Genomic DNA, 12,558 nt, shown 5'->3' with positions numbered 1-12,558 from the left:
TTTTATGCATAAACCGTTAGCACCGCTGATGCGCAAATTAAGTTATGAGTTTCAGCAACCCGCCTTATTGGAGCAGGCGCTGACCCACCGCAGTTGTAAAGGACAACATAACGAGCGGTTAGAATTTCTAGGTGATGCCTTACTGGGTCTGGTCATTGCGGAAGCGTTATTTGAGCGTTTTCCAGAGACCCGCGAAGGCGATTTAACACGCATGCGCTCGGCGCTGGTAAAAGGGGTCACCTTAGCCTCTATTGCCCAAGAATTAGGCTTATCTGAGTTTTTACGTTTAGGGCCAGGTGAGTTAAAAAGTGGTGGTTTTCGTCGAGAATCGATTTTAGCGGATGCGCTAGAAGCGATTATTGGGGCAATTTATTTAGATAGCGGTATGGCAGCGTGTAAAGCGCAAATCATGTTGTGGTTTGCACAGCGTTTACAAGAGATTACCCCAGGCCAGCAAAAAGACTCGAAAACCCTGCTGCAAGAATATTTACAAGGGTTACGTAAACCCTTGCCTACCTACGATGTGATTGCCACCGTGGGTGAGGCTCATCAGCAAACTTTCACTGTGCGTTGCACCGTGCCAGGCATGCCCCCGATTAATGCGACCGGTTCATCTCGGCGCAAAGCTGAGCAGGATGCGGCTCAGTTGGCTTTGGAACAAATTAAACATGACAGATAAGCAACAGCCCGACGCAGCAACGACTTTTGCCGGTTTGGTGGCCATAGTTGGGCGGCCGAATGTCGGTAAATCGACCCTGTTAAATAAATTAGTGGGTCAGAAAGTCAGTATTACCTCAAAAAAGCCACAAACAACACGTCATCGTATTGTCGGTATCGATACTCAAGAGCAGTATCAAACCGTCTATGTCGATACCCCAGGCCTGCATATTGAAGAAAAACGCGCGATTAACCGCCTGATGAACAAAGCGGCTTCGTCATCAATTCAAGACGTAGAGTGTGTGATTTTTGTGGTTGAAGGCACGCGTTGGCACGATGACGATCAAATGGTGCTGAACAAACTGATCGCGGCCAATAAACCGGTAGTGTTAGTAGTGAATAAAGTCGATTTGTATAAAGACAAATCAGATTTATTACCGCATCTACAGTGGTTGGGTAGCCAGTTACCGTTTTTAGACGTGGTGCCGTTATCTGCTGAAACCGGCGATAATGTTGAAGCTCTTCGTAAAGTGATACAACGCCAGTTGCCGCCTTGCGAATTCTTTTTCCCAGAAGATTATATTACCGATCGCTCGCAGCGTTTTATGGCAGCAGAAATCGTCCGTGAAAAACTGATGCGCTTTCTCGGTGATGAATTACCTTATGCCGTTACGGTGGAGATCGAGCGCTTTAAATGGGAAGAAAAACACTTTCATATTGCAGCGTTAGTACTGGTTGAGCGCGAAAGTCAGAAGCGAATGGTCATTGGTAACAAAGGCGAGCGGATCAAGCAAATTGCCACCGAAGCCCGGCTAGATATGGCGGACATGTTGGATGCGCCGGTGTTTTTGCAAGTCTGGGTTAAAGTGAAATCGGGTTGGGCAGATGATGAGCGAGCGCTGCGCAGCTTAGGTTACGGCGAAGATTAAGCTCGCCAATGGACGCTAAGCTCTGGCCTGCCTATATTTTGCATAGCCGTCCCTTTCAGGAAGATAAACTTTTATTGTCACTGTTGTTACCTGAGCAAGGGCGCATTAGCGCTGTTGCGCGGCGACGCAGTGGCAAACAGCATCACGCACTCCAACCTTTTCAGTTGTTCTCGGTCAGTTTAACCGGTCGCAGTGACTTAAAAACGGTAAAACAGCTCGAAGAGAGCAGTGCCGCCAGCCAATTAAGCGGTAAGGTCCTGTTCAGTGGTCTGTATCTCAATGAATTGATATGTCGTATATGGCCTGCTGATCAGCCATCAGATAACTTATTTGCTTTATATCAACAGGCATTAGCCGCGCTAGTGCAGGTACAACAACAAGCAACGGGTTTAGAAAGTGCGTTGCGCCAATTTGAATTGGCCTTATTAGACGAATTAGGCGTATTACCTGACTGGTCATCTGACTGCTATGATCGACCTTTGCAAGCCGATCAGCAATATAGTTACGTGCCAGAGCAAGGCTTGGTGCCCGTGCAGCAAGGCTGGCCTGGTGCTATGTTGCTAGCGCTGGCCGCAGAGCAATGGCATGTTGTTGGGCTATTACCTGTGGCTAAGCAACTGACTCGACAATTACTGGCCCCGTTACTGGGCAATAAACCTTTAGCCAGCAGGGCATTATTTACTTCGTCCGATAAGGCGTAACCCAAAGAGTGGAGAGAAAAATGACGGCAATTTATTTGGGTGTCAATATTGATCACGTGGCAACAGTGCGTAATGCACGTGGCACTTATTATCCCGAGCCAGTGCACGCGGCAATGATGGCCGAGCAAGCCGGTGCGGATGGGATTACCGTGCATTTGCGCGAAGACCGCCGCCATATAATTGATCGCGATGTGTTTATTTTACGCGAGACCATCGCAACAAGGCTCAATTTCGAAATGGCACTGACAGATGAAATGCTGGGCATTGCGGCTAAACTGAAACCGCATTTTTGCTGTCTAGTCCCAGAAAAGCGTGAAGAATTGACCACCGAAGGCGGTTTAGAAGTTGCCGGTAAATTAAGCCAAATGCGTGATGCTGTGGCGCAACTTGCCGCAGATAATATTTTGGTATCACTGTTTATTGATGCCGATAAAAAACAAATTGCTGCCGCAGCCGAAGTCGGCGCACCCTTTATCGAGATCCACACGGGTAAGTATGCCGAAGCCAAGCATCCCGCCGAGCAGTTAGCCGAACTAAAGCGCATTCAAGAGGCTGCAACCTATGCGGCTTCTTTGGGGTTAACGGTCAATGCGGGCCATGGTTTGCATTATCATAACGTACAGCCTATTGCGGCTATCCCTGAAATGTACGAGCTTAATATTGGTCATGCCATTATTGCCCGCGCCATTTTTAGCGGTTTAGGCCCAGCAGTAAGCGAAATGAAACGGCTGATGGTGGAGGCACGTCGTTAATGGCGATCCGCGGCCTAGGTACTGATATTGTGGCGATTGAACGCATTGCCCGTAGTTTGCAGCAGACCCCTCGATTAGTGCTGCGGGTGTTAACCCCGTTTGAGCAACAGCAATATCAAAATCATCGGCAACCCGAGCGTTACTTTGCAAAACGTTTTGCCGCGAAAGAAGCCGCGGCAAAAGCTTTGGGTACCGGTATTGGTCGCGGCATTTCATTTCAACATTTTGAGATCCGTAATGATATCTGGGGCAAGCCTGAGTTAACCTTAACCGAGCAAGCCGCTGAGTTAGCTGCCGAGAAGGGCGTTACCGCAGTTTGGCTCAGTATTAGTGATGAGCAGGCTTATGCTTGTGCCACGGTCATCTTAGAATCTTAACCTCAGGGCTCTGGCATCGACGGATCAATGCCATAGAGCAGTTGGATAACATCGTCTAACTCTGATAACTCCGGCTCTAATAGCTTGATATTGGCGCCGCGTTTTAACTGTGTTTCAAGGGCTTCCAGTAGATTTTTTAACCTGGGCACACCGGTATAACAACATCCACCATGCAGTTTGTGTAAGGCATGCAGCAGCATTTGTTGGTCATTGTCTCTAATCGCTTGGTTAATTTGTTTTTCAGACTGCGGTAAGCTTTTTAACAACATCAGCAGCATCTCTTGCGCTAATTCCGGTTTACCTGCCGCCCGTTGTAACGCCATGGGCCAATCGATTAAAGGCACCACTTGTAAGGTTTGTTGCTGGGGATCTTGATGTTTTTGCAGCTGACAATACTCTTGCAAGGTAAACAACAGCATTTTGTCATCTAACGGTTTGGTTAAAAATTCATTAAAGCCGGCATTGATTAAGCGTGTACGCTCGCCATCCATCGCATGTGCGGTCACAGCAATAATCGGTGTACGCTCATTTAACGAGCTTTGTCGAATGCGTTGACACGCCGTGATGCCATCCATCACCGGCATATTAATGTCCATAAAGATAATATCGTAGGCATGCTGCGTCGATTTCTGCCACGCGGCGGCACCATCACGAGCCGAATCCAGAACATGCACATGCTCACGTAAAAGCGTATTAATCAGTTTTAGATTGGCTTCGTTATCGTCGACCGTTAACACTTTTAAGCCTGGCGATAGCATCTCTTCACTTTGGCCATTGGCTTGAGCAATGTCGGTATAGGGCTGAGCTAAGGTTAAAGCTAATTTGCGCATATGAGCCGGCTTGGGTAAACAAGCGCTGGCGCCTGAGCTGAGCAATACCTCACGCAAGTTGGGTGATAAGGTATTCACCAACAAATAGACATGCTGACAGTGTGCTTTAATGCGCTGCACCAGCGTAATAATTTCATTAACTTGATTAATCGCAACGGCACGGCCTAATAAGCCGATATCATAAGCCTTAGTCTTACTGAGCGCTTGTTGCAGTTGCGCTTTGGTGGCGCAGGCCGTAACCACCATTCCCCAGCTGCTCAACAGTTGTAAGGTGGCCTCGCGTGAATATTGCTGTGGTTCAAAATACAAAACGGTTTTTTCAGCCAGCAACTCTAGTGGTAACGCTTCGGCAACCGATAATTGATGGCGTTGGCACTTAATGGTAAACCAAAAAGTTGACCCCTCGGCTAACTTGCTTTCAAAGCCAATAGTACCTTGCATGGCTAGCACTAACCGTTTCGAGATAAGCAAGCCTAAGCCAGAGCCGGTTTGTTGGTCGCTTTGCTCAAGGGGTGTGACGCCATCAAATAAATGACGTTTTTTATCTTCACTGATGCCACGACCGGTATCTTTAACCGAAATTTGTAGCTGAATTTGTTCATCATTCAAACTGGTGGCTTTAACCCGAATGATGATACTGCCATGCTCAGTAAATTTAATGGCATTACCGGCAATATTCATCAATACCTGAGTTAATCGGGCCGGATCGGCTACCACGGCATCAGGGCAATCTGGCTCGACCAATAGCACCAACTCTAATTGCTTATCAAAGGCGTTGCTGACTAATAATTCTATGGTATCGTTTAGCACGTCGCGCAGTGAAAACGGTTCAGGATTAATCGACATACGGCCTTCTTCTAACCGCGAAAAATCCAAAACATCATTGACCAAATTCAATAAGCTATTCGCTGACTTCTGGATAGTTTGTAGATAGTCACTTTGATGGTGAGTCAGCGGGGTTTTTAATAATTGCCGGGTAAAGCCAATGACGGCGTTTAACGGGGTGCGTAATTCATGGCTCATTTTGGCTAAAAAATCAGACTTTTGTCGGTTGTCTTCTAGCGCTTTGCGTTTCGCAAAATCCAACTGGATGTTTTGGATCTCCAGTTGCTCCATGCTCAGTCGTAAATCGCTAGTTACTTGTTCGATATTTTGCTGCATTTCTTGCTCTAGCCGAGACAGGTGTTCGGCTAATTTCAATAAGCCTTGTTGAAAATTATCAAACTCTCTAACACCTAGCAAATAAGGCCGCAGTCGATATTGACCATCCATCAATTGCTGCATTTGCCGTTTCAGGCGTTGCAGTTCAGGTTGCAGTTTTTGAATTAAAAATAGGGTTAAACCCAGTGCGAGCAGCAAGACTAAAGCAATTAAAGCGCCGCTTTGCAGCACCCCTAATTGTTGCTGTAATAAAATATGTTGTTGGTCAAACTGTAATAGCAAATAGCCAGGGTCTTCTGCCAGTAAATTGTTATCGCGCAATAATGGCTGATAGACAATTAATTGTGGTTGGGACGAATAAAAGCGGATTTGCGAAGGCTTAGTGGCTTGTTGATGCACCGCATGAGTAGATAAATCTTGTTGGCTATTGCTGGTGAGTAATAAACGGCCCTCAGCATCAAATAACGAAATACTGGTAATCAAGGGGGCATTTAAACGATGAGCATGTTCCAGCAAAGGCAGAACGGTTTTTAGTGACTGTTGTTGTAACAGGGGTTGGCTGCTAATTGCCAACATCAGGGCGACATTGGCAGCACGCTCATGCAAGTGTAATTCACTGGCCTGTTGTTGCCGGTGGTTAAAATAGCTAGCCAGCAGTATACCCACCAGCAAGCTGGGTAGCACACTACAAAGAATTAACCAAAAACGTAGACCAATTTTTTTCATCAGGGCACGGCACTTGTTACAATTAAGCTCAGCCATGTCATAATGACACATGATCCTTTAAATGCCTATAAGACCTGCATCGAATGGTAACGCTCTATAAACCGAAACAAAAATCGCAACACCTTGGTCAGCAAGTAAAATTGCAAGTGGAATCGACCGATTATGAAGTCAATGGTATTGGTCGTTGGCAACAGAAAATTGCTTTTGTCAGCGGTGCTTTAGCAGGCGAACAGGTGCTTGCTAAGGTGACTGAAGATAAAGCGCATTTTATTAAAGCGCGCGTTGAGCGGGTACTTAAAGCCAGCCCTTTGCGAGTGACGCCTTTTTGCCCGCATTATCAGTTATGTGGTGGCTGTCAATTGCAGCATGTGGCCAGTGCCGAGCAAGCACGATTAAAACAACAAGGTGTAGATGAATTAATCCGTCATCAAACCGGTTTAGGCGAGTTGCCATGGCAGCCATTGTTAACGGGGCCCGATCAAGGTTATCGGCGTAAAGCGCGAATTGGTGTCTGGTTTGATCGTAAACGCAAGCAGCTAACGGTTGGCTTTCGAGAAAGTGCCAGCAAAACCCTCACGCCCATTAATACCTGTGCTGTACTGCAGCCGCAGTTACAGCCTATTTTTGCAGTATTACAACAGGTTGTACCACAATTATCAGAGCCGAGTGCGATCACGCATGTTGAAGTGATTGCCGCTGAGCAGCAAGTGTTTTTAATTGTGAGGCACACAAAGCCATTGACCACCGCTGAGCAACAATTATTTGTTACGGCGTGGCCTGAAGCGGTTTGGCTGGGTGAAGCCGAAGCAGTGCAGTTAACAAACTGGCAGCCTAATGCGCCGAGTCCGCGTTATCGGTTAAGCGAGCAAGGTTTAGAGTTGGCCTTTGCCGCAACTGATTTTATTCAAGTCAATCCGCAATTAAATCAGCAAATGGTGTCATTAGCGCTACAATGGTTGCAGCCGCATGCTGAGGATAATATTCTTGATTTGTATGCAGGTATGGGTAATTTTAGTTTAGCCTTGGCGCAGCGCGCTAAATTGGTGCATGGTGTTGAAGGGCTTGCCACTATGGTGCAGCAAGCCACGGCGAATGCCCAACTTAATGGCATTACAAACGCCCAGTTTTGGCAAGCCGATTTGCATTTAGCTTGGGGTAAAACTGACTGGAATAACCCGATTTACCAGAAGATCGTGCTTGATCCTGCCCGAGCCGGTGCCGAAGGCGCGATGCCACAGCTGGTTAAGCTAAAACCGGCACAGATATTGTACATATCGTGCAATGCCGCGACCTTTGCGCGCGATGCAAAAGTGTTGTTACAGTCGGGTTATCAGTTGCAAAAGATTGCTGGCATCGATATGTTTCCCCACACGAGTCATCTGGAATTGATGGCGTTGTTCAGTCGTTAGCCAATCTGGCTGACTTTCGTGACGTGCAATAAGCTGGAACGACTTATTTTAATGAGGACAAAGCATGGTTAGGGTGCGCCAGTCACACAGCAGTGGCTACCATGGTGGTGAGACAGTCGAATGGCTGTGCTCACTGGGGCTGTCTGAAAAAAGGATTGGTGCATTATTAGAATGTGCAGCCTGGCTAAAACAGCAACAACTAGACGACGATGTGCTAGAGGTGCGAACCGGCTGGGAAATGGTAGAGATTTTGGCTGATCTTAAAATGGATCAGGACTCACTGCTTGCCTCCTTGTTATTTCCTGCTTTTGAGGCGGGCCTGCTGGAATTGGCGCAGATTGAAGCCAATTTTTCTGCTCCGGTGGCCTTGCTGCTGTCTGCAGTGCAACAAATGGAAGCGATCCGCACTATCCCAACCAGCGTTAAGCAAGGTGCGGATGGCCAACAAGCGGATAACTTACGGCGCATGTTGCTAGCCATGGTAGAAGATGTGCGCGCGGTGGTGATTAAATTAGCGGCACAAATTTGCTATCTGCGTGATGTGAAAGATGCCGATGAAGAAACGCGCGTTCTCGCGGCGAAAGAAACCAATGCCATTTTTGCCCCCTTAGCCAACCGTTTAGGTATTGGCCAATTAAAATGGGAACTTGAGGATCTGGCGTTTCGCTATTTGCATCCGACCACCTACAAACAGGTGGCCAGTTTACTGGAAGAACGGCGCTTAGATCGCGAACAATATATGCAAGATTTTGTGGCTGCGGTTCGGCAAAAAATGCTCGACGCGCAAGTGCAAGCCGAAGTTTACGGGCGGCCGAAACACATTTTTAGCATTTGGAAGAAAATGCAGAAAAAGCAACTGTCTTTCGAACAGTTGTATGACATCAGAGCGGTTCGGATTGTGACCGAGCGTGTGCAAGATTGCTATGCGTCTTTGGGTTTAGTGCACACCAATTGGCGACATTTACCCAAAGAGTTCGACGATTACATCGCCACGCCAAAACAAAATGGTTATCAATCCATTCATACCGTGGTGCTAGGCCCACAAGGGCGGCCGATCGAGATCCAGATCCGTACACGGCAAATGCATGAAGATGCCGAGTTGGGTGTCGCGGCGCATTGGCGTTACAAAGAGGGCGGTGCGGCCAGCAAAACCGTGGCGAACGATGAAAAAATTAGCTGGTTACGTAAGTTACTGCAATGGCAGGAAGATTTAGCCGATGGCACCGACTTGGCTGAAGAGTTGCGTACTCAGGTTATTGAAGATCGCGTTTATGTCTTTACGCCCAAAGGCGATATTGTTGATTTACCGATGGGCTCGACACCGTTAGATTTTGCTTACTATGTACATTCTAATGTTGGACATCGTTGTATCGGCGCGAAAATTTCTGGGCGCATCGTGCCTTTTACCTACCAATTAAAAACCGGTGATCAGGTCGAAATTCTTACAGGGCGCGAGCCTAACCCCAGCCGTGATTGGCTAAATCCTAATTTAGGCTATTTAAAATCAAGCCGGGCACGCTCTAAGGTGCAATATTGGTTCCGCTTACAAGATCGTGATAAGAATTTGTCAGCCGGTCGCGAGTTACTCGATGCTGAATTGAATCGGTTAAACCTGCTGATTGAAGCACCAACCAAGGTGTTGCAACGCTTTAATGTCAATAGCATGGACGAGCTATTAGTAGGCATTGGCGGTGGTGAAATCAAAGTGACACAAGTGGTCCACTTTATTCAAAGCCAAAGCCCAAATCATGAATTACCCGAGATTGATCCGCGTTTAAAAACCAAACCGCTACCCACTAATAAAGTGAAAAGTGATGTGGTGGTGCAAGGTGTTGGTAATTTGCTAACACATATGGCGGGTTGTTGTCAGCCGTTACCAGGCGATGCCATTATTGGCTATATCACTCAAGGTCGCGGTATTGCGATTCACCGTGATGATTGCGATCAGTTCAAAACCTTATTGGATTCACATCCAGAGCGTGTGGTCGATGCAACTTGGGGTGACAAGTATGCCTCTGGTTACGAAGTCGACATTCGGATTGTGGCGAATGATCGTAATGGCTTGTTACGCGATATCACCAGTATCTTGGCCAATGAAAAAGCCAACGTGACCAGTATGAGTAGTAGTTCGGATATTAAAGCGCAAACCGCGGTGATTAATATGACGATGGAACTGTACAACCTGGACTCATTAAATAAACTGCTGAGTAAAATTAGCCAAATAGACGATGTGATTGAAGCAAAACGCTTTCATCATTAAGCCGTTAAGTATAAGAAGAGTTAGCCGTGTCTGAACCCATCTCACGCTTGTTAAGCATCATGTCGGCATTGCGCGATCCTGTCAGCGGCTGTCCGTGGGATCTGAAACAAAGCTATGCCAGCATTGTGCCTTACACTTTAGAAGAGGCCTATGAAGTGGCTGATGCCATCGCGCGTGATAGCTTTGATGAGCTGAAAGATGAATTAGGCGATCTGCTGTTTCAAGTGGTGTTTTATGCCCAGTTAGCTAAAGAAGAAGGCCGCTTTCAGTTTGAAGATTGTGTCACGGCCATTTGCGATAAATTAGAGCGTCGCCATCCGCATGTGTTTGGTAATCTCAGGGCTGAAGATGCCGACACCGTGCTGAAAAATTGGGAAGCCCTGAAAAGCACGGAGCGTAAAGAGAGTGGGCAGCACAGTGTGCTGGATAATATTCCGCAAGCGATGCCAGCATTAAGCCGTGCTTATAAACTGCAAAAACGCTGTGCTAATGTCGGTTTTGATTGGCCGGATGTTAGCGGCTGCTGGAATAAAGTCAAAGAAGAGATTTTAGAAGTTGAACAAACCGCCCCGGGCAGTGCCGAGCTTACTGAAGAACTCGGCGATTTAATGTTTGCGCTAGTGAATGTGGTGCGTAAGCATAAACTGGATCCCGAAGCGGTATTACGTGCGGCGAACAGTAAGTTTGAAAAGCGCTTTCGCGCGGTCGAGCTGACGCTTGCCGAGCAAGGCCGCAGTACTGAACAGGCCACTTTGGACGAAATGGAACAGATTTGGCAGCAGGTAAAGCGCCAACCGTCATAATGGCGGCACAGTGGCATGCACACGGCAGTATTGACAGCGCTTAACTACCGGCTTTGAGTAAAGGGTTATGCAGATCGCTTGTTGCATTGCGACTTGCTGGTCTTACCTGTTTTACGTCGTGCAATTATTTAACGACTAACACAGCTTTAGATTGAGCCGCTGTTCGGCCTTTGCTATACTTTCCTCCCGTCCTGATACCAAACATTTTAAGCCCTTGTTTTAACAGCAACCGATAGTTTTATCGGTGCTAAATGCTTTTTTTGTTTGGCGAAATCTTCTATTACTGCGTTTCTGGGGTCTTATGGCGACACGATATATTTTTGTGACGGGTGGGGTTGTCTCATCTCTAGGTAAAGGCATTGCTGCGGCATCGCTGGCGGCAATTCTGGAAGCGCGTGGTTTAAATGTCACTCTGCTGAAATTGGATCCTTACATTAACGTCGATCCCGGCACGATGAGCCCAATCCAACATGGTGAAGTTTTCGTTACCGAAGACGGTGCGGAAACAGATCTGGATTTGGGGCACTACGAGCGCTTTATTCGCACTAAAATGACGAAGTTAAATAACTTTACGCAAGGCCGCATCTACGCTGACGTATTGCGCCGTGAGCGTCGTGGTGACTATTTAGGTGCCACCATTCAAGTTATTCCGCATATCACTAACGAAATTAAAAACCGCGTGGTTGCCGGTGCCGATGGCTATGATATTGCCATTGTCGAAATTGGCGGTACGGTCGGTGATATTGAATCGCTACCTTTTTTAGAAGCTATTCGTCAGCTGGGTACTGAAGTGGGCCGTGAGCGCACTTTGTTTATGCATTTAACCTTGGTGCCTTACTTAGGCACGGCTGGCGAGATCAAAACCAAGCCAACTCAACACTCGGTAAAAGAGCTGCGTTCTATCGGTATTCAACCTGATATTCTGGTTTGCCGTTCCGATCGGGCGATCCCGAATAACGAACGGGCTAAAATAGCGCTGTTTACTAATGTTGAAGAAAAAGCGGTTATTTCGCTAAAAGACGTCTCAAGCATTTATCAAATCCCGGCTTTGTTGAAATCACAAGGCTTGGACGATTTAGTCTGTCGCCGTTTCCATATCGATGCACCTGAAGCCGATTTAGCGGAATGGGAACAGGTGTTATACCAAGAGTCGAACCCGACGGGCGAGATCACTATTGGTATGGTTGGTAAGTATGTGGAGTTACCCGATGCGTATAAATCGGTGAACGAAGCTTTGGGTCATGCCGGTTTAAAAAATCGCGTTACCGTTAATATTAAATACATCGACTCGCAAGATATTAAGAGCAAAGGCCCTGCCATGTTAAGCGGCTTAGACGGTATCTTAGTACCGGGTGGTTTTGGTGAGCGCGGTGTTGAAGGTAAAATTTTAGCGGCGCAATTTGCTCGCGAAAACAAAGTACCTTATTTGGGTATTTGTTTAGGTATGCAAGTTGCTTTAATTGAATATGCGCGTAACGTGGCGGGTATGCCAGAAGCCCATTCTACTGAATTTAATAAAGAAACACCGTATCCGGTGGTCGGTTTGATCACCGAATGGCGCGATGCAGATGGCTCAGTTGAAGTGCGTACTAACGACTCAGATCTGGGCGGCACCATGCGCTTGGGTAGCCAAAACTGTAATTTGGTTGCCGATACCAAAGCCTTTAGTATTTATGGTCAAGCGGTGATTCAAGAACGTCATCGCCACCGTTATGAAGTGAATAACAATTTAAGACCAAAATTAGAAGCTGCCGGTTTGGTGATTTCTGGTTTATCAGCTGATAATCAGCTGGTTGAGATGATTGAAATACCCGATCATCCTTGGTTTGTGGCTGGGCAGTTCCATCCGGAGTTTAATTCGACGCCGCGCGATGGCCATCCATTGTTCCAAAGCTTTGTTGCCGCTGCGCATAAGTTCCAAAAACAGCAGCGCGTATAACTTTAGCAAGCCGT

The 12,558-nt window shown here is 47.0% G+C and carries 10 protein-coding genes; 9 read left to right on the top strand and 1 reads right to left on the bottom strand.

The annotated features are described in order from the left end of the window. The first annotated feature begins 4 nt into the window (after positions 1 to 4). The 5 genes from rnc to acpS are packed head-to-tail and all read left to right on the top strand — an operon-like array spanning position 5 to position 3,416. Positions 5 to 679: a ribonuclease III gene (gene rnc / locus ORJ01_RS04175; RefSeq protein ID WP_226749606.1), complete on the top strand. Its 675-nt coding sequence runs from the start codon at positions 5 to 7 to the stop codon at positions 677 to 679. Continuing rightward, positions 669 to 1,586: a GTPase Era gene (gene era, locus ORJ01_RS04170; protein WP_226749607.1), complete on the top strand. Its 918-nt coding sequence runs from the start codon at positions 669 to 671 to the stop codon at positions 1,584 to 1,586. Before rnc ends, era begins: the two co-directional genes overlap by 11 nt. An 8-nt stretch (positions 1,587 to 1,594) precedes the next feature. Continuing rightward, positions 1,595 to 2,287 (top strand): DNA repair protein RecO, encoded by a 693-nt coding sequence (gene recO, locus ORJ01_RS04165; RefSeq protein WP_306177068.1) that lies wholly within the window; start codon positions 1,595 to 1,597, stop codon positions 2,285 to 2,287. A gap of 20 nt (positions 2,288 to 2,307) precedes the next feature. Next, the gene (pdxJ, locus tag ORJ01_RS04160) at positions 2,308 to 3,039 is read left to right on the top strand and encodes a pyridoxine 5'-phosphate synthase (RefSeq protein ID WP_226749609.1); all 732 of its coding nucleotides are present in this window, start codon (positions 2,308 to 2,310) and stop codon (positions 3,037 to 3,039) included. Then, on the top strand, positions 3,039 to 3,416 hold the full coding sequence (gene acpS, locus ORJ01_RS04155) for a holo-ACP synthase (protein ID WP_306177067.1): 378 nt from the start codon (positions 3,039 to 3,041) through the stop codon (positions 3,414 to 3,416). The genes pdxJ and acpS overlap by 1 nt, the downstream gene beginning before the upstream one ends. 2 nt (positions 3,417 to 3,418) lie before the next feature. Here acpS and ORJ01_RS04150 read toward each other — a convergent pair whose 3' ends face one another. Further along, complete coding sequence (locus ORJ01_RS04150) at positions 3,419 to 6,133, bottom strand: response regulator (RefSeq protein ID WP_306177066.1); 2,715 nt, start codon at positions 6,131 to 6,133, stop codon at positions 3,419 to 3,421. Positions 6,134 to 6,216: 83 nt separating this feature from the next. On the opposite strand from ORJ01_RS04150, the gene rlmD reads away from it, so the two are divergent. The 4 genes from rlmD (at position 6,217) to ORJ01_RS04130 (ending at position 12,544) form a co-directional block, all read left to right on the top strand. Further along, positions 6,217 to 7,542, top strand: coding sequence for a 23S rRNA (uracil(1939)-C(5))-methyltransferase RlmD (gene rlmD / locus ORJ01_RS04145; RefSeq protein WP_306177065.1), 1,326 nt, complete (start codon positions 6,217 to 6,219; stop codon positions 7,540 to 7,542). Positions 7,543 to 7,606: 64 nt separating this feature from the next. After that, the gene (gene relA, locus ORJ01_RS04140) at positions 7,607 to 9,802 is read left to right on the top strand and encodes a GTP diphosphokinase (protein ID WP_306177064.1); all 2,196 of its coding nucleotides are present in this window, start codon (positions 7,607 to 7,609) and stop codon (positions 9,800 to 9,802) included. Positions 9,803 to 9,828: 26 nt separating this feature from the next. Further along, positions 9,829 to 10,605: a nucleoside triphosphate pyrophosphohydrolase gene (gene mazG, locus ORJ01_RS04135; protein WP_306177063.1), complete on the top strand. Its 777-nt coding sequence runs from the start codon at positions 9,829 to 9,831 to the stop codon at positions 10,603 to 10,605. Positions 10,606 to 10,906: 301 nt separating this feature from the next. Continuing rightward, complete coding sequence (locus tag ORJ01_RS04130) at positions 10,907 to 12,544, top strand: CTP synthase (protein ID WP_229585390.1); 1,638 nt, start codon at positions 10,907 to 10,909, stop codon at positions 12,542 to 12,544. Positions 12,545 to 12,558 lie beyond the last annotated feature (14 nt).

This window comes from Alishewanella sp. SMS8 (assembly GCF_030737935.1).
GTDB classification, from domain to species: Bacteria; Pseudomonadota; Gammaproteobacteria; order Enterobacterales; family Alteromonadaceae; genus Alishewanella; species Alishewanella maricola.
Note: the sequence above shows the minus strand (reverse complement) of the source record. Positions and strands in the feature narration are given on the sequence as shown.

What these genes read in the sequence shown, in the direction of transcription:
- rnc (WP_226749606.1), top strand. Translation starts at nt 5, where the DNA reads ATGCATAAACCGTTAGCACCGCTGATGCGCAAATTAAGTTATGAGTTT.
- era (WP_226749607.1), top strand. Translation starts at nt 669, where the DNA reads ATGACAGATAAGCAACAGCCCGACGCAGCAACGACTTTTGCCGGTTTG.
- recO (WP_306177068.1), top strand. Translation starts at nt 1,595, where the DNA reads ATGGACGCTAAGCTCTGGCCTGCCTATATTTTGCATAGCCGTCCCTTT.
- pdxJ (WP_226749609.1), top strand. Translation starts at nt 2,308, where the DNA reads ATGACGGCAATTTATTTGGGTGTCAATATTGATCACGTGGCAACAGTG.
- acpS (WP_306177067.1), top strand. Translation starts at nt 3,039, where the DNA reads ATGGCGATCCGCGGCCTAGGTACTGATATTGTGGCGATTGAACGCATT.
- ORJ01_RS04150 (WP_306177066.1), bottom strand. Translation starts at nt 6,133, where the DNA reads ATGAAAAAAATTGGTCTACGTTTTTGGTTAATTCTTTGTAGTGTGCTA.
- rlmD (WP_306177065.1), top strand. Translation starts at nt 6,217, where the DNA reads ATGGTAACGCTCTATAAACCGAAACAAAAATCGCAACACCTTGGTCAG.
- relA (WP_306177064.1), top strand. Translation starts at nt 7,607, where the DNA reads ATGGTTAGGGTGCGCCAGTCACACAGCAGTGGCTACCATGGTGGTGAG.
- ORJ01_RS04130 (WP_229585390.1), top strand. Translation starts at nt 10,907, where the DNA reads ATGGCGACACGATATATTTTTGTGACGGGTGGGGTTGTCTCATCTCTA.